Source organism: Ureibacillus endophyticus (genome assembly GCF_003628435.1).
Lineage (GTDB): Bacteria > Bacillota > Bacilli > Bacillales_A > Planococcaceae > Ureibacillus > Ureibacillus endophyticus.
The window spans coordinates 20,153-42,314 of sequence record NZ_RBZN01000026.1; the positions used below are offsets into that span (position 1 = coordinate 20,153).

18 protein-coding genes are annotated in these 22,162 nt (G+C 35.7%); 1 reads left to right on the top strand and 17 read right to left on the bottom strand.

Annotated elements, in window-relative coordinates; all coding sequences use genetic code 11:
* Positions 1-44: 44 nt before the first annotated feature.
* The 8 genes from meaB to D8M03_RS11040 form a co-directional block, all read right to left on the bottom strand.
* On the bottom strand, positions 45-1,124 hold the full coding sequence (meaB, locus tag D8M03_RS11005) for a methylmalonyl Co-A mutase-associated GTPase MeaB (RefSeq protein ID WP_121214830.1): 1,080 nt from the start codon (positions 1,122-1,124) through the stop codon (positions 45-47).
* Positions 1,124-3,274: a methylmalonyl-CoA mutase gene (gene scpA, locus D8M03_RS11010; RefSeq protein WP_121214831.1), complete on the bottom strand. Its 2,151-nt coding sequence runs from the start codon at positions 3,272-3,274 to the stop codon at positions 1,124-1,126. Before scpA ends, meaB begins: the two co-directional genes overlap by 1 nt.
* A complete protein-coding gene (locus D8M03_RS11015) occupies positions 3,271-4,965 on the bottom strand; it encodes a methylmalonyl-CoA mutase family protein (protein WP_121214832.1) in 1,695 nt (564 codons plus the stop codon). The genes scpA and D8M03_RS11015 overlap by 4 nt, the downstream gene beginning before the upstream one ends.
* A 116-nt stretch (positions 4,966-5,081) precedes the next feature.
* Positions 5,082-6,353, bottom strand: coding sequence for a dihydrolipoamide acetyltransferase family protein (locus tag D8M03_RS11020; RefSeq protein ID WP_414674157.1), 1,272 nt, complete (start codon positions 6,351-6,353; stop codon positions 5,082-5,084).
* 42 nt (positions 6,354-6,395) lie between these two features.
* Positions 6,396-7,379: an alpha-ketoacid dehydrogenase subunit beta gene (locus tag D8M03_RS11025; RefSeq protein ID WP_121214834.1), complete on the bottom strand. Its 984-nt coding sequence runs from the start codon at positions 7,377-7,379 to the stop codon at positions 6,396-6,398.
* Complete coding sequence (locus D8M03_RS11030) at positions 7,379-8,389, bottom strand: thiamine pyrophosphate-dependent dehydrogenase E1 component subunit alpha (RefSeq protein ID WP_121214835.1); 1,011 nt, start codon at positions 8,387-8,389, stop codon at positions 7,379-7,381. The genes D8M03_RS11025 and D8M03_RS11030 overlap by 1 nt, the downstream gene beginning before the upstream one ends.
* A 158-nt stretch (positions 8,390-8,547) precedes the next feature.
* Positions 8,548-9,969 (bottom strand): dihydrolipoyl dehydrogenase, encoded by a 1,422-nt coding sequence (gene lpdA, locus D8M03_RS11035; protein WP_121214836.1) that lies wholly within the window; start codon positions 9,967-9,969, stop codon positions 8,548-8,550.
* Between the two features lie 165 nt (positions 9,970-10,134).
* Positions 10,135-11,229, bottom strand: a complete 1,095-nt coding sequence (locus tag D8M03_RS11040) for a Leu/Phe/Val dehydrogenase (protein ID WP_121214837.1) — start codon at positions 11,227-11,229, stop codon at positions 10,135-10,137.
* Positions 11,230-11,493: 264 nt separating this feature from the next.
* Here D8M03_RS11040 and D8M03_RS11045 point away from each other — a divergent pair, with 264 nt between their 5' ends.
* Positions 11,494-11,733 (top strand): DUF2627 domain-containing protein, encoded by a 240-nt coding sequence (locus D8M03_RS11045; protein WP_121214838.1) that lies wholly within the window; start codon positions 11,494-11,496, stop codon positions 11,731-11,733.
* Between the two features lie 53 nt (positions 11,734-11,786).
* Here D8M03_RS11045 and D8M03_RS11050 read toward each other — a convergent pair whose 3' ends face one another.
* From D8M03_RS11050 to dxs, 9 genes are all read right to left on the bottom strand, one after another.
* Positions 11,787-12,509 carry a glycerophosphodiester phosphodiesterase gene (locus tag D8M03_RS11050; protein WP_121214839.1) on the bottom strand — a complete coding sequence of 241 codons (723 nt, stop codon included), beginning with the start codon at positions 12,507-12,509 and terminating at the stop codon, positions 11,787-11,789.
* The gene (locus D8M03_RS11055; RefSeq protein WP_121214840.1) at positions 12,509-14,077 is read right to left on the bottom strand and encodes a FapA family protein; all 1,569 of its coding nucleotides are present in this window, start codon (positions 14,075-14,077) and stop codon (positions 12,509-12,511) included. The genes D8M03_RS11050 and D8M03_RS11055 overlap by 1 nt, the downstream gene beginning before the upstream one ends.
* 197 nt (positions 14,078-14,274) lie before the next feature.
* A complete protein-coding gene (locus D8M03_RS11060; RefSeq protein ID WP_211330909.1) occupies positions 14,275-14,538 on the bottom strand; it encodes a phage holin in 264 nt (87 codons plus the stop codon).
* A gap of 403 nt (positions 14,539-14,941) precedes the next feature.
* Complete coding sequence (gene spo0A, locus D8M03_RS11065) at positions 14,942-15,733, bottom strand: sporulation transcription factor Spo0A (RefSeq protein ID WP_121214841.1); 792 nt, start codon at positions 15,731-15,733, stop codon at positions 14,942-14,944.
* Positions 15,734-16,015: 282 nt separating this feature from the next.
* The gene (locus tag D8M03_RS11070; RefSeq protein WP_121214842.1) at positions 16,016-16,960 is read right to left on the bottom strand and encodes a SpoIVB peptidase S55 domain-containing protein; all 945 of its coding nucleotides are present in this window, start codon (positions 16,958-16,960) and stop codon (positions 16,016-16,018) included.
* Positions 16,961-17,118: 158 nt separating this feature from the next.
* Entirely contained in the window at positions 17,119-18,819 is a 1,701-nt protein-coding gene (gene recN / locus D8M03_RS11075; RefSeq protein WP_121214843.1) for a DNA repair protein RecN, read from the bottom strand.
* Positions 18,820-18,846: 27 nt separating this feature from the next.
* Positions 18,847-19,293 (bottom strand): transcriptional regulator AhrC/ArgR, encoded by a 447-nt coding sequence (gene ahrC / locus D8M03_RS11080; protein WP_121214844.1) that lies wholly within the window; start codon positions 19,291-19,293, stop codon positions 18,847-18,849.
* A gap of 131 nt (positions 19,294-19,424) precedes the next feature.
* A complete protein-coding gene (locus D8M03_RS11085; RefSeq protein WP_121214845.1) occupies positions 19,425-20,243 on the bottom strand; it encodes a TlyA family RNA methyltransferase in 819 nt (272 codons plus the stop codon).
* Entirely contained in the window at positions 20,240-22,144 is a 1,905-nt protein-coding gene (gene dxs / locus D8M03_RS11090; protein ID WP_121214846.1) for a 1-deoxy-D-xylulose-5-phosphate synthase, read from the bottom strand. Before dxs ends, D8M03_RS11085 begins: the two co-directional genes overlap by 4 nt.
* Between the last annotated feature and the right edge of the window lie 18 nt (positions 22,145-22,162).

Here is a 22,162-nt window from a genome sequence, read left to right on the forward strand (position 1 = left end):
ACATAAAGACCCTAGTTTATATGATAAAAACACTTCTTTTCTATTTAGGAAAATAACTTTAATACGCCTTGTGTTACTGTAATTTCCCCTTTTAAAATGGCATTTTCTAATGCTTTAACCTGAGTCTTTTTATCGCGATCATTGAAAAATGAGTCGATTAAATGATCAACAATCATGGATTGGAACCATTCACGGGTTTGTTCTAATCTTCTTGTTTCCCAATAGGAAGACTCTTTGATCGTCGTTTCGAACTGACAAATCATCTCCCAAGCTTCTTTTAAACCTGTTTTTTCAAGAGATGATGCAGGAAGTGCTTTACTCATCCAACCAGGTGTTGCAGGTTGTAGGAAGTGTAAAATTTGCATATATTCACGCACCGTTTTTCTAGCTTTTGGAATATTATCACCGTCACTTTTATGAACAATGATTCCATCCGCTAACTCCATGATGCCCTTTTTCATTCCTTGCAGTTCATCACCAGCACCTGTTAACACTAGAAGTAAAAAGAAATCTACCATTCCCCGTACAAAGGTTTCACTTTGGCCAACACCAACTGTTTCAATTAGGATGACATCATAACCAGCTGCTTCACAAATAAGCATCGTTTCACGTGTTTTTTTATGAACCCCACCTAAAGTTCCTGCACTTGGAGAAGGTCGTACAAAGGCGTTTCGATTACGACTTAGTTCTTCCATCCTTGTTTTATCACCTAAAATACTCCCTCCTGAAAGAGATGAGCTTGGGTCAATGGCAAGAACGGCAACTTTTTTCCCCATATTGCAAAGCATTGAACCAAATGCCTCGATAAATGAACTCTTTCCTGCTCCGGGTACTCCCGTAATTCCGATTCGAATACTGTTCCCTGTATACGGTAAGAGTTCTTGCAATAAATTTTGGGCCTGTTCTTTATGCTCAGGATTAGAACTTTCGATTAGTGTGATTGCTTTGGAGAGTGAAGTACGAGCACCTTCTCGCACTTCACCTGCCAATTTTTGAATGTCAATTTGTTCTTGCTTTTTTTTACGAAACTTTTTTGGTGTAACTTTCATTCCGTCATGGCCACCTTCAACACCAGGCTTTACTTCTAGAGCACTCCTCTCTGGCATTGAATTACGTCCATCCATTATTCAGTCACTTCCTCGTAACCTAATCGTTTGTAGATCTCTTCAATAATTTTCATTGCTGAAACTGGGATTACAGTACCTGGACCGAAAATCGCTACTGCTCCAGAATCATATAAATATTCATAATCTTGTGCAGGAATAACTCCACCAACAATAACGATGATGTCTTCACGTCCAAGTTTTTTCAGTTCTTCAACTAGTTCTGGTACTAATGTTTTATGTCCAGCCGCTAAAGAAGACACACCCACACAATGAACATCATTTTCTACAGCCATTTGAGCTGCTTCTTCTGGGGTCATGAATAATGGAGAAATGTCAACGTCGAAACCTAGGTCGGCATAACCAGTAGCAACTACTTTTGCTCCACGGTCGTGTCCATCTTGTCCCATTTTTGCAACAAGAATACGTGGGCGACGTCCTTCATTTTCAAGGAATTCTTCTGTCATTTGTTTTACTTCTTGGATTAGTTCTTCATCAGAGAAGTTTGAAGAGTATACTCCAGAAATAGAACGAATAATTGCTTTATGACGTCCTGATACTTTTTCGATAGCATCAGAAATTTCACCTAGTGATGCACGAGCGCGAGCAGCATCTACAGCAACTGCTAATAAGTTTTCTTCACCTGTTTCAGCTGCAACTGTTAGTCTTGCTAAATGTTTTTGCACTTCTTCTTCATTACGATTTGCTTTTAATGCATCTAAACGCTCGATTTGTTTTTGACGAACAAGCGTGTTATCAATATCTAAGATTTCAATCGGTTCTTCAACATCTAATAGATATTTATTTACACCAACGATAGTTTCTGATTTAGAATCGATTTTTGCTTGGCGTTTTGCTGCAGACTCTTCAACTTTCATTTTTGGTAAGCCTGTTTCGATTGCTTTTGCCATACCGCCTAGTTCTTCGATTTCTTCGATTAATGCCCATGCTTTTTCAGTAAGTTCATCTGTTAATTTTTCAACGTAGTATGAACCACCCCATGGATCGATTACTTTAGTCATTCCTGTTTCTTCTTGTAAGAATAATTGCGTATTACGAGCAATACGTGCTGAGAAGTCTGTTGGTAAAGCAATCGCTTCATCAAGTGCGTTTGTATGAAGTGATTGAGTATGACCCATTGCAGCAGCGTTTGCTTCAATTAACGTACGTGTAACGTTATTGAATGGATCTTGCTCTGTTAAAGACCATCCAGATGTTTGTGAGTGAGTACGTAACGCTAATGATTTAGGATTTTTCGGGTTAAATGTACTCATCATTTGTGCCCAAATACGGCGTGCAGCACGCATTTTTGCAACTTCCATATAATAATTCATTCCGATTGCCCAGAAGAATGATAAACGTGGAGCAAAGGAATCAATATCAATACCTGCTTTTAAACCAGTACGTACATATTCAAGACCATCAGCTAATGTATAAGCTAACTCGATATCGTTTGTCGCACCAGCTTCTTGAATATGGTAACCAGAAATTGAGATTGAGTTAAATTTCGGCATAAATTTACTTGTATATTCAAAAATATCTGCAATGATTTTCATAGACATTTCTGGTGGGTAAATGTATGTGTTACGAACCATATATTCTTTTAAAATATCGTTTTGAATTGTACCTGCAAGCTTTTCAGGTGTTACCCCTTGTTCTTCTGCAGCAACAATGTAAAATGCCATAATCGGTAATACTGCACCGTTCATTGTCATAGATACTGACATTTGATCAAGTGGGATACCATCAAATAAGATTTTCATATCTTCAATTGAGTCGATTGCAACCCCAGCTTTACCAACATCCCCTTTTACACGAGGATGGTCTGAGTCATAACCACGGTGAGTCGCTAAGTCAAATGCTACAGATAACCCTTTTTGACCCATCGCTAAGTTACGGCGATAAAAAGCATTTGATTCTTCAGCAGTCGAGAAACCTGCATATTGACGAACTGTCCAAGGACGAGCAACATACATCGTTGGGTAAGGTCCACGTGTATTTGGTGCAATCCCTGATACGTCATTTAAATGTTTCACATGCTGAATATCTTCTTTATTATAAAATTCTTTTACTTCAATACCTTCATTTGTCATGAATGTTTGAGTAGGTGTAAGTTTTTCGTCTAATAATACTTGTTCAATATTAACTGATTTAAAGTTTGGTGTTGTCATTGTTGTGCCCCCTTCACACTTTCAAGTACCTCGTTTAACTTTTTAACGATATTTTGACCTGCAAAAATAAAGCCGTTTAGTCCGTTTTCTAACCATGCTGATTCTTCGTCTTTATATTTACCTGCAGCATCTAAAATTAAGTTTTCAGGTTTAACTGAAAGTAGTGTTGGCACAAGTTCTTTTGTATCCTCATCTTTTGCAGCTACAATCACATAATCGTAATTTGCATTTTGTAGCCATTCTTTCGCAGCATCAACAGTTAGAATTTCTCCTGATTGTTCTGGAGACACACCTGCTGTAGCAAAGAATCCTGAAACAAAGTCTGCACGCGGTTTGAAATCTTTTAATTTTCCGAAAGTTAAAATTGCAATTTTAGGTTGTGTAGCACTATATTTTTCACGTAACTGTTCAAATGGAATTGCTAAACGTTTTATCGATGCGAATGCTGCGTTAGTTTCCGCTGGTAATTCATCAACTGGATTAGCATAGATGTTTGTACCGATTAACGATTGTTTACGTGTTTGTACAGCTTTTAATCGATCGTTATATACTTTTTCAAGACTTTCTTGTAATTTGCCAGATTCAACATAAGCATCAAATCCACCGTTTTCTTGGATCTCTAAGAATAATGCCCAAGCTTTTTCTACAAATTCTGCAGTTAAAGTCTCAAGGAAGTACGAACCGCCTGCTGGATCTAATACATTCTCAACTTGTGACTCTTCTTTTATCACTAATAATACGTTTCGTGCAATACGGATTGATTTATCAGTAGGTTTTGATAGAACATCATGTGGATGTACTGTAAAGAAATCTGCCCCACCGATTAGTCCAGAGAATGCTTCATTTCCTGCACGTAGTAAGTTTACATAAACATCTAATTTTGAGTAACTACGTAATGAGTTTTCTGCCACAACAGGAATAGCAACTGGATTATTAACGCCATATGCAGCAGCAAATGCTTTCCATAATACTTTAAACGCACGAAGCTTAGCAACTTCCGCAAAGAATTGTGTATCAATCGCAAAGTTTACAAAGAAGTTTTTCGAAAATTGTTCGAAATCACCGTCTTTAATTTCCTTTGCAGCGATTGCTAATGCGATAGCTAGTTCTTGTACTGCATTTGCACCTTCATAATGATATGTAACAGTATTCGCGCTAACTGTACGAACATTTTCAAAGCCATCTAATTCGATTGGTGACTCTGAAATAATAAATCCTTGTACTTTTTCTTTATTTTCAATTTTATTAAAAACTTGTAAAAGGGAGTCGTTTTTATTTTGAATAATAAATTTGAATGGGTTTTGGACTAAATATGTCGCTAATTTTTCTAAGTTTGTATCGTTCCATTCGAAATTTGTACGAGCATCAATTGTTAAACAATTATTTCCTCGTTCAATGCTATCTTCTAGATTCGAGAAAAATTGTTCTGATGTGTCACCGTAAATTTGCTGAGCAGCTTGTAAGCCCTCTGAACTTTTAAGTGAACGAATTGTTGCAATTTGCTTTTCTAACTCATCACCAATTTTGTCTACTAATGTTTCTTGTGTGTAAAGTGGAGATAGAGTTACATCTTCTGCAAGTTTTGTGAAAAGAGATTCAAAAGGTTTCCCCTTTAGAGCCTTTATTGCTTCTTCTTTCCATTGTTCATAACTTGCTGTCTGAAATTGAATATCTTTCATTTTAATTGACATAAGTTCGCTATTCAGCTTCCCCCTTTAAAAAATATAATATTATTCTACATTACAAAGCCTTCGCAATAAAGCAAAAAAATAAACGGAAGCCTGATATTTAAGGCTTCCGCTACGATTTAAAAAATCGAATTCGCATTATAATTTGTTTTTTCGACGATATCTTTCACTTTATTTAGAAATTTCCCACAAATCAATCCATCTAAAATTCTGTGATCTAAAGATAAACATAAATTTACCATATCACGTGCTGCAAACATGTTATCATGCATGATTACCGGTCTTTTTACAATTGATTCCACTTGTACAATAGCAGCTTGAGGATAATTGATTATTCCCATAGATTGTACAGATCCAAATGAACCCGTATTGTTCACCGTGAAAGTACCACCTTGCATATGTTCAGGTCGAAGTTTCCCAGAACGCACAAGGGTTGACAATTCATGAATCTCTTTCGCTATACCTTTCACCGTTTTGTCATCTGCATTTTTTATGACAGGAACAAATAACGCATCATCTGTTGCCACAGCTATGGAAATATTTATATCCTTTTTTTGTATAATTTTATCGCCAGCCCATACAGAATTCATTTGAGGAAACTCTTTTAAGGCCTGTGCAATTGCTTTTACGAAAAAGGCAAAATATGTTAAATTATAACCTTCACGTTTTTTAAATTCATCTTTTATTTTATTGCGATATGCAACAAGTTCTGTTACATCCGCTTCTATCATCATCCATGCATGAGGTACTTCTTGTTTACTTCGAACCATATTATTTGCAATGGCACGACGAATGGATGTAACAGGAATTTCTATGTCTTGAGAAGATGAAATTGGCGAAATCTTCGTCTCTTGTAAATTATCAGTTTGTTTGTCCACTTTAGATTGTTGTGGAACTTCTTGTGGCACTACATTAGTAGCTACTTTTTGCTGTTTTGTTGAGTGTCCAGCTTCGAGATAGTTCAATACATCTTTTCGTGTAATACGACCTTCTAAACCAGTTCCTTTAATTACTTGAAGATCAATATTATGTTCTTGTGCGAGTTTTAAGACAGCTGGGGAGTAGCGCTTCTTTTGAGGTGATGCATTCGTAGGTTTCTTCATACTACCCGCATTTAAAATTGCTGCACTTATGTTCGATGTTACTTGTTTCTGCTCTTCTTGTTTTGCTTCTTCCACTTCTATCGTACACACGACTGCTCCAACTGGAAGTGTTTCTCCCTCATTTGCTATCAGTTCAGTAATAACACCAGAAAAGGAAGAAGGTATTTCTGCATTTACTTTATCTGTTACAACTTCAGCTAGTGGGTCATATTTATTTACTTTATCCCCTGGTTTCACAAGCCATCTTTCTATCGTGCCTTCTGTAACACTTTCTCCTAACTGAGGCATTAATATTTGTTGATTTGCCACCTAAAATACCCCCTACTTGAGCTAGAATGCTGCTAAATCTCTCATTGCTACTTCTATTTTTTCAGGATTAATCATGAAATATTTTTCCATTGTCGGAGCATAAGGCATTGCAGGCACATCTGGACCAGCAAGGCGCTGAATTGGTGCATCCAGTTCAAACAAACAATGTTCTGCAATAATGGCCGCTACTTCACTCATGATACTTCCTTCTTTATTATCCTCAGTAATTAACAACACTTTTCCCGTTTTACTAGCTGCTTCAATAATCGATTCTTTATCTAGTGGATAGATAGTACGTAGATCTAGAATATGTGCTTCAATTCCATCCATTGCTAATCGTTCTGCAGCTTGGAGGGCAAAATGTACTGCAAGACCATATGTTATTACAGTAATATCATCACCCTGCCGTTTAACATCTGCCTTTCCTATCGGTACGATATAATCTTCAGTCGGAACTTCCCCTTTGATTAATCGGTAAGCACGTTTGTGTTCAAAGAATAAAACAGGATCCTCGTCTCGTATTGCAGCTTTTAATAAGCCCTTCGCATCATATGGAGTGGAAGGTATAACGATTTTTAGCCCTGGAGTTCCTGCAAATAGCGCTTCAACCGATTGCGAATGATAAAGGGCGCCATGGATTCCACCACCAAAGGGAGCACGGACAACAATTGGACAGCTCCAATCATTATTTGAACGATAGCGTATTTTAGCTGCTTCAGAGACAATTTGATTTACTGCTGGCATAATAAAATCTGCAAATTGCATTTCTGCAATTGGGCGCATTCCTACCATTGCAGCACCAATTGCCACACCTGCAATCGCACTTTCCGCTAAAGGAGTATCAAGGACACGATATTCTCCAAATTGGTCATAAAGCCCTTGTGTTGCTTTGAATACCCCACCTTTACGCCCAACATCTTCTCCAAGAACGAATACACCTTCATCTCGTTCCATTTCTTCCTTCATCGCTAGATTAATCGCTTCAATATAAGAGATTACTGCCATTACCTTTCATCTCCTTCCCAGTATACGTACTTCCTCGCATGCTCTGGAGCTGCATAAGGGGCATTTTCTGCGTAATCTGTTGCTTCATTTACAATTTGCATAACACGTTCATTCATAGTTGCTAGCAACTCATCTGTTGCAACCTTCACATTCTTTAAATAGTTTTCAAATAAAATAATCGGATCATTTGCTTTCCCTTCTGCGATATCTTCAGCAGAACGATATTGTCTGTCATCATCATCAGAAGAATGTGCTGTTAAACGGTAAGTAACCGTTTCAATTAAACTTGGACCCCCACCAGTTCTTGCACGATCAGCTGCTTCTTTTACAACTTTATACACTTCTAATGGATTTTTACCATCAACTGTAACCCCTACCATGCCATAACCAATCGCTCGATCTGATACTTTTGCACAGCCTAATTGGCGTTCAACAGGTACTGAAATTGCATATTGATTATTTTCTACCATGATGATGACAGGCAATTTATGGACACCTGCAAAGTTTGCTCCTTCATGAAAATCACCTTGATTTGTAGAGCCTTCGCCAAGAGTTACAAAGGAAATATAGTCTTTATTTTGCATTTTCCCAGCCAATGCAACACCTACTGCATGCGGAACTTGTGTAGCCACAGGAGATGAGCCTGAAAGAATTCGATTTTTCTTTTGACCAAAGTGTCCAGGCATTTGTCTGCCACCGGAGTTCGGATCTTCTGCTTTTGCAAATGCAGATAACATTAATTCTTTTGGTGTCATGCCAAAATGAAGTACAACTCCCATATCTCGATAATATGGAGCAATGTAATCTTTTGTATTATCGAGGGCAAATGCAGCCCCTACCTGAGCCGCTTCTTGTCCCTGGCAAGAAATTACAAATGGAATTTTCCCTGCACGGTTTAATAGCCACATTCTTTCATCAAGTCTTCTTGCCATTAACATTGTTTCATACATTTTTAACACTTCATCATCTGACAATCCTAATTGTTGGTGATGTAATCTCTCATTTGTCATTTATTCATCCCCTTTCAAAGCAATAACGATTACTTTGCTTGCAAGACTAAAAAATTATGAAATGATGTAAAATCTTAAATGCATTCTTTCAATGATTCCGTAATAAATTACCCTTGTACTATTAATATCTATTAATCATCTATACTGAATTATGATATTTAAAAGTGAATTGCTCTTCCGTCAACTGCTAGTGCCGCTTCCCCAATTACTTCACTTAAAGACGGATGAGGATGAATCGTTTCACTAATTTCCCATGGTGTTGCATCTAGCAACATAGCTAATGCTGACTCTGAAATCATATCGGTTACATGCGGTCCTACCATATGCACACCAAGAATATCATTCGTCTCTTTATTCCCAATAATTTTAACGAAACCTTCAGATTGTCCATACACTAAAGCTTTTCCAACAGCTTTAAATGGAAATTTGCCGATTTTTACAGCATGTCCTAATTGAATTGCTTCCGTTTCTGTTAAACCAACACTTGCCACTTCAGGATAACTATAAATACAACGAGCCACATTTTTATAGTTAATACTTTTTACTGTTCCATGAACAATATGTTCAATTGCTGCTAGCCCCTCATGGGAAGCAATATGGGCCAGTTGCATTCCTCCAATAACATCCCCGATTGCGTATATATGTTTTTCCTTTGTTTGAAAGTTTTCATTAACTTTAATAAAACCGGAATCACTTTCAATTTCTGTATTCTCTAATCCAATATTTTGGATATTACCAGTTCTTCCAACAGCGATTAATACTTTTTCTGTATGGAATGTCGTTTCTTTATCCTCTATGTTTGCAATAATTTCAACGGTGTTATCTTCTTTAGATGTGCAACTTTGTAGTTTTGCATTTGTTTGGATTGTAATACCTCGATTTTTTAATAACTTCTCTACTTCTTTAGCAATCTCTAAATCTTCTGTTGGTAAGATAGAATTCCCATATTCGAGAACGGTTACTTCTACACCAAAGTCATTTAACATGGATGCCCATTCAATTCCGATTACTCCCCCACCTACAATTGTCATGGACTTCGGTAATTGCTCCATTTGTAATGCATGATCTGAAAATAAAATATGTTTTCCATCAACATCAATTCCATCTAAACTTCGAGGTTTTGATCCAGTTGCGATGATTACATTTTTGGGAATAATCATTTCATTGTCAGAACCATCATTCATCTCAACGGAAATCGTACCGGGCATTGGTGAAAAAATTGAAGGACCTAGTATTCTACCTGTCCCATAAAAAACATCGATTTTCCCCTTTTTCATTAAACCTTTTACACCCTGATGCAATGTATCAACAATGGTTTGTTTGCGTTTCTGTACCGCAGAGAAGTTTAATGTTACCCCTTGAATTTCAATACCATAGTTTTGAGCATTTTGTGATTGTCTATATACTTCCGCACTACGTAACAATGCTTTACTTGGAATACACCCTTTATGAAGGCAAGTCCCACCAAGATTTTCTTTCTCTACAATGGCAGTTTTTAAACCTAATTGGGATGCGCGGATTGCTGCTACATAGCCACCCGTTCCACCACCTAAAATGACAACATCGTACTCACGAGCCAAACATACCCCTCCTAGCAAGTAGGGGCTGAGTTAAAATGACTTTAAACTCAGCCTTGTTTAGTAATAAATTTCAACTTTAGAATAGTGCTCCTACAGTGGTCACAATTTATTTGCAACGAAAGCAAGAGCGACAGTCCAAAAGTAATTACTTTTAGACAGCCCTTTTTATCTTCCATTCAATATGTTTTTTTCGTTTCGTAAAAATTGTTTTCTAGATTTTGATACTCGGGCAATACGTTCTTCTGCTAATCGATTTGCCGCTAAGTAAGTAGGGATACCTTCTTGTTTTGAGATTTCGAAAATTTTTGAAATGCTATCATAAATCGTTTCTACGCGTTTCATCGCACGTTCACGATTATAACCGTATAATTCATCCGCTACGTTTATAACACCACCAGCATTGATAACATAATCAGGTGCATACGCAATGCCAAGTTCATGGATAATCTGACCGTGTTTTGAATCCTTTAACTGGTTATTCGCAGAACCTGCAATAACTTTTGCTTTTAGTTGTGGAATAGTTTCGTCATTTATAATTGCACCTAATGCACAAGGTGAGAAAATATCAACATCTTGTTTGTAAATATCATCTGGATCTACCGCTACCGCATTAAAATCTTTCACAACTCGTTCTACTGCTTTTTTATTAATATCTGTTACAACGAGTTTTGCACCTTCTTTATGGAGATATTCACATAATGTATATGCAACGTTTCCTAGCCCCTGAACTGCAACTGTACGCCCTTCTAGATGATCAACTCCAAATGCCTCTTTCGCTGCTGCTTTCATTCCAAGGTAAACGCCATAAGCAGTTACAGGTGAAGGGTTACCTGATGAGCCAAATGTAGGAGAAATACCTGTTACATAGTCCGTTTCTTCATGAATAAGGTCCATATCTGTTACTGTTGTTCCTACATCTTCTGCTGTAATATAACGACCATTTAAGCCTTGAATAAAGCGGCCCAATGCTCTAAACATTTCTTCGTTTTTATCCTTGAAAGGGTCACCAATAATGACCGTTTTTCCTCCGCCAAGATTTAACCCTGCTGCCGCATTTTTATATGTCATTCCCCTTGCTAGTCTAAGAGCGTCTTCAATTGCTTGATCCTCTGTTGCGTACGTCCACATTCTTGCTCCACCTAATGCTGGCCCAAGTGTTGTGTCATGTATCGCAATAATTGCTTTTAAACCAGATGCTTTGTCCTGACAGAATACTAGTTGTTCATAATCATACTTTTCCATATAATTAAAAATTTCCATGATGCAGTCCCCTTTCATAAGAAAGCGTTTTCTTTCTGTAAATTAAAAAGAATTAGCTAAAAAAATCATTAATTCCCTAACAATTCACTAGCTTATTTTTACAATACTTTCTATTTCGAGAATAAGCAACTATAAAAGATTAAATTATTGTATTAGCAATATTCTGATTATTAACATTATTCTATCTTATGTATTTTTTTATCGTTTCTTGACTTTCTTTAGGACAATTGTAAAATGAAAGTAGTTGTTAGGAGGGTACATAGAATGGCAAGAATGCTAGCTTTTATCGTATTGCTCATCCCTGCAGTTATGGCTGGGGCAGGAATAAAATTTATGAGAGATACTTTATTTGGAAAACTAATTTCACCTTTCCCTTGGTTATGGTTACAATTTATAATTGGCATTATTTTCTTTTTAATTGGTCTTGGTTTTTTTGCAGGTTTTTTATTACACCGCGATCGAAAAAACGGAAAGGTTGCTCCAAAATTTCAGAAACAGAAATAAAAAACAGACGTTCAAATGAAAGGTTTTTAATCCCCTACTTTTTGAACGTCTGTTTATTTTTTACTGACTTTTTTTGCGACTTTATTAGGATAATCTGTAATCCACCCAATAACTGCAGGATGGGGGTCAGATAAAAATGGTTCTATACCCACTACACTATAAAATCGTATCCGTTTATTCGCCTTTTTACATAATTCCAATAAGTCATGTTTATAGTATCTTTTATGAGCATGAATAGCGTCATAGTGAATGTTTGGACTTAATTCATTCCAATTAAATTTTTTTGTAATGATGAATGCCGTTTCAAAATCAGGTCGTTGCATTTTTACATTTTTGATTAATTCTTCATGAAAGGAAGAAAAATGACTACCTTTTGGCAGCTGAATTCGCCTCAAAAACTGGTTTAACACTTCGACATTATTTATCAGTGTTTCTTTTAATTCGATATTTAGAGGCATTTGATTTTCCATTGCCCAATGAACAACCTCTTCTAAAGTAGGAATTCGCTCCTTCGATAATCTTCTATAAAAATGTTTTCCTAACGGGTATGATTGGAGTTCATCATAAGTACATTCATTTATTTTTTTCCTTTTTCCAGTCAATCTGAATAAGTCAATATCATGGAAAACGACAAGAACAGAGTCTTTTGTACATTGAACATCAAGTTCTATCCCATCTGCACCCATTTTCTTTGCTTTTTCAAAAGCTTTAAATGTATTTTCTAACGCATAACCGGATGCACCGCGATGGGCAAAAATGGATATGTTCCTTGTCATTAAACATTCAACTCTCCATATTCTAAAAGGAATGTACCTTGCGTTGTTTTGTTAAGCAAGGATGATTTTGAACCAATTTGAATATATGTCCCTGGATAGGCTTCTTTTTTAACTACAATTTCTTCTTTTCCGACATTTTTTAAATCGTGCATTAATTCTTTTATTTCACGATCTAGTTGTTTTGCATATTCTTTCTTTTTTTCAATTTCTTGTTTGATTTGGTTTAGTCCTGCAGCTTGCTGTCGATTAAGGTTTTGTTTATATTCACCAATCAGGTTAATTTTCGTAGTTAATTGAACGATTTCCTCTTGTGTTGCTTTTAATAAAGATGCCTTTTCTTGAATCAATTCATAGGCTTTATGTTTACTTAAACTTTCAATTATAAGTTCAGTTCTTCGTTCCAGATGATTACCGGCAATTGCAGTAACAATTGTATTTTTAGCAACGGCTTTTCCGCCAATGATTTTACCTTTCCGTTCATCAAGCAATACAGAATTACCAACTAAATATGAGCCTAAAGAATAGAAACCAATAACAATATCCTTTTTGGCGAAAAGTTTAGCATCATTAACATGCTTTACAAAAATACTACCTCCAGCTTCTACCTCTGTTTCCCCAACACCGAAGATGCCACCTTTAATAAAGACATCACCTTCTAATGATTGGATTAGTTTCGCTCCAGTTATCCCTTCTTCACCCTCTATTGAAATATCACCTGTAGCAACAACAGAGAAACCATTCATTACCGTACCTCTAATTGTAACAGAACCATCAAATTTAATATTCCCTGTTTCAACCCCAACATCACCATCAATAGGTAAATGGCGATTGACTGAAATAAGACCTTGTCTTTCTTCTAGTACACCTCGAGTAGTCGCATATAATACGATTTTGCCATTTTCCTCTACTTCTTTTGCCGAGTTTTTATCATATTTTAACTGAGTGTCTTTACCGAAAGGAGCAGGTACAGCTTCACCATAAACGTTTATTCCATCGATTCCTGGTTTAGCTGGGATTTTTTCACCTAACCAATCTCCTTTTTGAATTTCGAAGATAAAATTAAGATCAAAATAATTTGCCTTACCATCTTCTTGAATCACAGGTTTTCGATCAGGTATTTCTAAATATTTTATTATCGCATCTTCACCGGGAATAGGTGCTGTGCCTTGAGCAATTAAACTTGCCTTTCCTGGTACTAACTTATTCAGATCAATTTCAGTTATTCCATGAACAATTTTATTTTCTATAAGGGTATTTTTAATTTGGGCAATAAGTTCGTCCTTTTTTTCACGAATTGTTTCTAATGTTTCGTATACGATAATCGAAGCCGACATTTTGTCTTTAGAAACTTCAACTTCTATACTTGGAAGCCAAACTCCAATTTCAAACTGGTCATCGATTGTATCTAATGCACTCTTTAACAATGCAAAGTTTGTAAGTCGAATACGTGGGTATGTTCTTAATATTTCATCAAGTCTTTTTAGTGGAAATCCTTTTCTAGTTGTTCTGAGGAAAATTTTACCATTATCCTCAATAATCATTAGATAGTCATTATTATATACAATCACCCAAATCCCTCCCTTTAACTAGTATATCGAACGATTGGTGTTTTGTTTAGAGACCTTTCTCACATTCCATTATGTTTTTTCCAATTTTTTAGCAATAGATGAAAGTTTGCCTAAAATAATTTTAGCGTAAGTATAAATACTACCACTAAGAGTGAGTGGCAGTAAATTATCCTTACGCTAAATCATTTATAAAATACTTATTCTTCTTCTTTCTTCCTTGGTTTTTTATAGGTCAGTGCTTGATCACTATCCTTCACACCGGATGTGGTTGGGTCAATAATAACCCCAAGCATTGCTAAAACAAGTAATACCGTTTCTACCGTTTGCTCTATTTGCGAACTAATTAGTGTAATATCCACGCCAAATATATCAGCTACTTGATTAGCTAATAATAACAACGCCGAAACAATCGCTATCCAAAACTGTCTATGTCTTAGTCTAACTTTCCAGTTGATTTTCATAATTTCACCCCCAAACATAACTTGCTTCTTACTATAATATTCGAGAGTAAATTACTTGAAATAAATAGAATGCCTAACAATATTACTGTTCTAATTTTGAAATTTGTTAGATGCGCTCATTGTGATGAACTCAGAACAGGTAGTTATTTGTTTAATTTTCACGATTCATGGTCATAGTGATAGCATAATAGGTTATTTTACTAGTTTTACATTGGTAGATTTTTGAGTAAAAATGAAGAAAATTAAACTAATTATTGCAGAAAAAGAAAAAGACACCTTCCTTTATTGGTATGAGTATACCAATAAATGAAAATGTCTTTTAAAATAAGTATTTATAAGTTCAAAAGGAATTTTCTCGATTATCGATTTTCATGATACCTTCAAAAGTAAATTTTAGTTACTATCAGGAAGCTACCAATTCAATGCGAATTTTATCAGCAATCATTGCAATGAACTCAGAGTTAGTTGGCTTTGATTTTAAATGGTGTACTGTGTATCCAAACATTTGAGAAATCGATTCGTAGTTGCCGCGGTTCCACGCTACTTCAATAGCATGACGAATTGCACGTTCAACACGTGAAGGCGTTGTACTGAACTTCTTTGCAATTTCTGGGTATAAAATTTTTGTAACCGAACCAAGTAGCTCAATATCGTAGTAAACCATCTGGATTGCTTCTCTCAAATATGAATAGCCCTTAATATGAGCAGGAACACCGATTTCTTTAATAATGCTTGTAATTGTAGTGTCAAGTTGTCTTTGATTTACTTTAGCTTGTCCTTCAGGTTGAAGGATGCTTTGTTTTTTTACATTTTCTGATTTTTGACCAGCACAATGTAAGATTTTTTGTACGAGTTGATCAAATTCAAATGGCTTTAACATGAAGTAAGAAGCCCCATAAGTTACTGCTTGTTTCATGACATCCTCTTGTCCAAAGGCAGTTAGCATAATGACTTGCGTTTTAGCCAATCTTTCGTCACTATACATCGCTTCAAGAACTCCTAATCCATCTAAATGAGGCATGATGATATCTAAAAGTAATACGTCTGGTTGAAATTCTTCTAACATTTTGATACATAGTTTACCATTTGATGCAGTTGCAACAATCTCAATATTTGGATGATTTTCGAAGTATTGTTCCATCGTTCTTACTAAATCTCTGTTATCATCGGCAATAGCCACTTTAACTTTCGGCAAATAAATTCCTCCTTTGATTGGAATTACTATTTTCTACTAAATTTTAGGGCTTCTACGCAATTTATGCCATAGATTTCTTATACTTGACAATTGTATTTTCGACATATCTTAGAGAAAACCTTTCAAAATTTTTAAAATAATGAGAATGTACGATACTTTCATGGTGAATCGACAAAATTCTATATGTATTAAACAATTTACACACATCCGACACATTTAATTTTAATAAAAAAACTAAGAAAAGACTATACTTTTATTTAAAGTATAGTCTTTTCTTCCCTATTAAGGTTGTTTCTTTAACATTTCATTTACGGTAATTGCTGCACCTTTTGTTGGTTGTTCGACAAACATATGCGTTACTGCCCCAACAAATTGTCCTTTTTGTATAATTGGACTACCGCTCATTCCTTGAAGAATTCCGCCTGTTTTCTCCAATAATTTTTTATCTGTCACAATAAATTGAAGGAAATTATCTTCAATTTTTATAATATCTATGTCGAAAGCTTCAACTTGCGACCCTTCAATGGCTGTATAAAGTTGCGCTTTACCTAATTCAATATCTTCAACATGCATAATATCAATTGGTTTACGCAAACTTTGTTTTAAATTGCTTTCCCAATTGCCAAAAATACCATATGAATCGTTAGACTTAATACTCCCTAAACGAATATCATTTTTTTCAATTACTGAAATCTTGTAGCCTGGATTTCCTGGGCTACTTTTCTTAATTTGTTCAATGGAGGCTAAATATATTGATCCATTCGTAAATTCAGGTGGTGCATTAAGTACACTATCAATTATTTGATGCCCTAATGCTCCGTACTGCTTTGATTCCGGATCTATAAAGGTTAATGTACCTATACCATCTGTTTCATCTTTGAGGAACGGCAAAATATTATTCGCCTGTTCATTCGTCAAAGAAATTTCTCGTTGATCTGATTTTTGTTTTACCGAAATTGTTAAATCTTTGGCATCTAACCGTTGTTTTAACTTCTCTACGGAAGAAACTTGTTCACCGTTTACTTTTGTAATAACGTCACCTTTTTTTAGCCATTGACCATTCGGTAGTAAAACATCATGTGCAACGTATACAAATGGCAATTGCAGCTGTATTCCGATTGATTCACCCATCGGTATTAATTTTTTCGCGGATGCATATGCACTTGGCGAGAAAATTAATACACTAAGTAAAATCAACGTCAACAGATTACGCAAATGGCATCTCATAGTCCACCTCCTTTAAGATTTGTACATTTACTATGTGTCAGTTGTACAACATTAATGAGAGGTAAATATTTGTCGTGTTACATCCTTTTTAAAAAAGCAGCCTCATTAGCGAGACTGCTTTTAAATTAAATTACGGGATTAAGCAAATACAAAATTACTTACACCATGCTTTTCATTTCTTGTTTTCGTATGCTAGCAAGATCCAACAATTCAGAGGCATGTTGTAACGTCAACTCTGTAATTTCAGCACCACTCATCATTCGACTTACTTCTTGAATCCGATTTTCTACATCAATATTTGATACAGATGTGTATGTTCGATTTTGATCAACATGTTTTCTTATTAAGTAATGTTGATCTGCCATCGCCGCAACTTGCGGTAAATGGGATATACATAGTACTTGGGAGTGAATTGAAATTGCAGCGATTTTTTCTGCAATTGCTTGAGCTACACGACCGCTTACCCCAGTATCCACTTCATCAAATATGATTGAAGTAACTCCATTTGAAGAAGAGAAAATAGTCTTTAACGCGAGCATAATTCGAGATAATTCTCCACCTGATGCAATCTTCGGTAATGATTTCGGTGGTTCACCAACATTTGTTGATATATAGAATGATACATAGTCTTTCCCATTCGTATCAAAACTATGTAGATTTTCGAAATTAACAATAAATTTGGCTTTTTCCATATGTAAATCACGTAACTGCTCCATTATGGCATCACTTAATTTTATTGCACAGCGTTTTCTTATGTCAGAAAGTTTTACTGCAATACTTTCTAATTCACTTTCCATCTCTTGTAATTTTTTTTCGTTATTTTGAATAGCCTCATCATGATTTTGCAGTTGGAATAATTCTTCTTTAATTTTTTCAAAATAAATTAAGATTTCTTCAACAGTAGACCCATATTTACGTTTCATTGTCTGATATTGAGCTAATCGTTGTTCTACTTCATTTAATCGTTCTGGATCAAATTCTAACTCATCCAAGATATTTTTAACTTGATAAGCAGCATCCTGTAGAGCGTAAAATGCATTTGAAACTGCGTCTTGTGATTCTTGGAATTGCTCATCTAATGAAACGATATCTGTAAGTGCAGTCATTGCATCACCTACATAATCGAGGCCTTTTTGTTCACCAGAGATGGCTTCATACGCAACATTTGCCCGTTCAAAAATTTTGTGGAAATTTAATAATCGACGGCGTTCTTCTAGCAATGCTTCTTCTTCATTTATTTTAAGGTTTGCATCTTCAAGCTCTTTTATTTGAAACTGATATAAATCAATCCGTTGTGCAATCCGTTGCTCATCTAAATTTAATGACTGTATTTCTCTTTTAAATTGACGATAAGCTTCGTACTTTTCCACATATTTCTCTTTTATTTTATTAATGTCTTGACTTGCAAAATAATCTAGTAAATTGATATGTTGCTTTTCGTCCATTAACTCTTGACTTTCATGTTGACCATGAATATCAATTAATGTACCACCAATTTCTCTTAAGATGGATAATGGAACAAGTTTACCGTTTATACGACAGACACTTTTTCCATTATCACTGATATCTCGGCGTAGTATAATCGTTCCTTCTTCACTTTCTAGACCTGCATCGATAAGTTTTTCAAATATGGGATGATTTTCATTCGTTATATTAAATAAACCCGTAAGTTCAGCTTTTTTTGCACCATGACGTACAAACTCGTAAGAAGCTCGTCCACCTGCAAGTAAATTAACTGCATCAATAATAATGGATTTACCTGCTCCTGTTTCACCAGTTAAAACAGTTAAACCATCAGAAAAGTTAATCGTTAACTCATCAATAATTGCAAAGTTACGAATACTAAGCTCTCTTAACAAAAAGTCCACCTCAAATTTTTGTAAATCTTATAGTAAATCTAAAATACGTTCTTTCACGTTTTCTCGATCTTCTTCCCTACGACAAATAATTAAAATTGTATCGTCTCCTGATAATGTACCCAAAATTTCTGGCCATTCTAATAAATCTATTAAAACCGCAATTGCATTACCATTACCCGGTAATGATTTTAACATTAAAAAATGCGATACACCATCAATACTAACAAATGCGTCTGATAATGCACGTTGGAGTTTTTGAAGCGGGTTAAAGCGTTGGTCTGCAGGTAAGCTATATTTATAGCGGCCATCTGGTAGTGGAACTTTTACTAAATGTAATTCTTTAATGTCTCTCGATACTGTAGCTTGTGTTACGTTATACCCTGTTTCTTTTAAAGCATCTACTAATTCATCTTGTGTTTCAATTTCATTATTTGTAATAATTTCTCGGATTCGCATATGACGTTGACCCTTCATTCCGTTCACCTCTTATGAATATTTATGTATAATTATACTATCATCACAATTTAAAAACTACAAGAAAAATGGGCAACTCGATTACGAGTTACCCATTATTTCATCATAATTTATACATAATTTTATTAATTTTATTTTTTCAGTTCATCGTGTGCTGCTTGAACAACTTCTTTAAATTGAGTAAATGGTTCGATCGTGTTATCAATTGGGTTCACCAAATGGAATAAAAACTCAATATTTCCTTCCCCACCTGTTATCGGTGAAAAAGAAGCATCTTTTACAATAAAGCCGTTTTTTGTAGCCATAGATGCAGTGTCCTCTAACACTTCTAAATGAACTTTAGGATCTTTTACGATTCCTTTTTTCCCTACATTTTCACGACCTGCTTCAAATTGTGGTTTGACAAGTGCTATAACATCCCCGCCTGGAATTAGAATCGTTTTTAACACGGGTAAAATTAACGATAAAGAAATAAATGACACGTCAATTGTTGCAAATTCTGGTAACCCTTTTCCAAAATCCTCTGGTTTGGAATAACGAAAGTTCGTTTTTTCCATAACAGTGACACGTTCATCATTGCGAATTTTCCATGCTAGTTGATTTGAACCAACATCCAGGGCATAACAATGTTTCGCTCCATTTTGTAATGCACAATCGGTAAATCCACCTGTAGAGGAACCGATGTCTAACATTAATTTACCTTCTACCGTGATGTCGAATACTTCCAAAGCCTTTTCAAGCTTTAGACCACCACGACTTACATATTTTAATTGAGAACCTTTTACTTGAAGAGGAGCATCGACAAGAATTTTTTCTCCAGCTTTGTCGATTCGTGTTTCGTTTGAAAAAACTAATCCAGCCATTATTGATCGTTTCGCCTTTTCACGAGTCTCACATAGCCCTCTCTCTACTAGTAAAATGTCGACACGTTCTTTTATTTGCTTTGTCATACTTGCTTCGTTCCTATTGTAGAATTACTTTTTACTAACTTTTGAATACGAAGAACTGCTTCTTCTTTTGTTAGATTAATTTCATCAAGTAATAAATCTACGCTTCCTTGTTCAATAAATTGATCTGGTATACCCATTCTTTCAATTTCTACATCATAATAGTGGTTTTCACTTGCAAACTCTAATACAGCGCTTCCAAAACCACCTTGAAGAACCGCCTCTTCAATAGTTAGAATTGGCATATTTTTTACCATTAGCTCATGTAGCATATCAGAATCTAATGGTTTGATAAATCGAGCATTAATGACTTTCACATTAATTCCTTGTTTTGTTAGTTCATCAGCAGCGGCCATTGCCATTGGAATCGTTGTTCCAAATGTTAAAATAGCGGCATCTTGACCATCTTTTAAAACTTCCCAACTACCGATAGGAATTGTTTTTAATTCATCATCAAGTGGTACTCCAATTCCATTACCACGAGGATAACGGAGTGCAATTGGACCATCGTTATATTCGAGCGCCGTTTTTACCATATGTTGACCTTCATTTTCGTCTTTTGGCATCATAAGGACGATATTTGGAATGTGGCGTAAAAAGGCAATATCAAACACACCTTGATGCGTTTCACCATCAGCACCAACTAAACCAGAACGATCTATTCCAATAAATACATTTAAATTTGGACGCGCAATGTCATGTAAGACTTGGTCATATGCACGTTGTAAAAATGTAGAATAAATTGCTAAGTAAGGTTTCATTCCTTGAGTTGCTAAACCTGCTGCCATTGTCGTTGCATGTTGTTCGGCGATTCCAACATCAAAGAATCGATCAGGGAAATCTCGTTGGATCCCTTCCATTTTAGAACCGACTGGCATTGCTGGTGTTATTGCAACGATACGACGATCATTCTTCATTAATTTACGAACAGATTCGGATATTAAGCTACTCCATGCTGGACCTTGTACATTTCCTTTAACGAATGCCCCAGTCTCCATTTTATATGGACCTGTTCCATGCCATGTGCCAACAGTATCTTCCTCAGCCGGTTTGTAGCCTTTTCCTTTCTTCGTTATAACATGAACGATTACTGGACCAGTCGCTTTTTTCGCATGTTCTAACGTTTTTTCTAACGCTTCGAAATCATGTCCATCAATAGGTCCTAAATATTTAAAGCCCATTTCTTCAAAGAATACACCTGATACAACTAAATATTTCAAACTGTCTTTCACTCGTTCAGCAGTACTTGCTACTTTTCCGCCTAATACTGGAATTTTTTTCATCAGTGATTCTAGTTCTTCTTTTGCTTTAGAGTATTCTTTTGCAGTACGAAGGCGACCTAAAATATTATGGAGGGCACCTACGTTAGGAGCAATTGACATTTCATTGTCGTTTAATATAACAATCATATTCGTTTTTTCATGGCCAATGTGATTTAACGCTTCAAGTGCCATGCCACCTGTTAACGCGCCATCACCAATAATCGGTACGACATAATTGCGTTCTTTTTTAATATCTCGAGCAATTGCCATACCCATTGCAGCAGATAACGAAGTCGAACTATGACCAGTTTCCCATTCATCATGTTCACTTTCCATTCTTTTCGGGAAACCGCTTAACCCTTTAAATTGACGTAACGTATCAAATTGACTTGCTCGTCCAGTTAGGATTTTGTGCACATACGCTTGATGCCCTACATCCCATAAAAATTTATCCTTTGGGCTATTGAAAGCTTTATGCAAAGCAATTGTCAACTCGACAACGCCAAGATTTGGACCAATATGCCCCCCTGTGATTGAACATTTTTCAATAAGAAAAGAGCGAATATCTCTTGCTAGAATTTCCAACTCTCTTTTATTCATATTTTTCAAAAAGGATGGACTAGTTATTTTGGTTAAATCCATCTCTCACACACCTTTTCA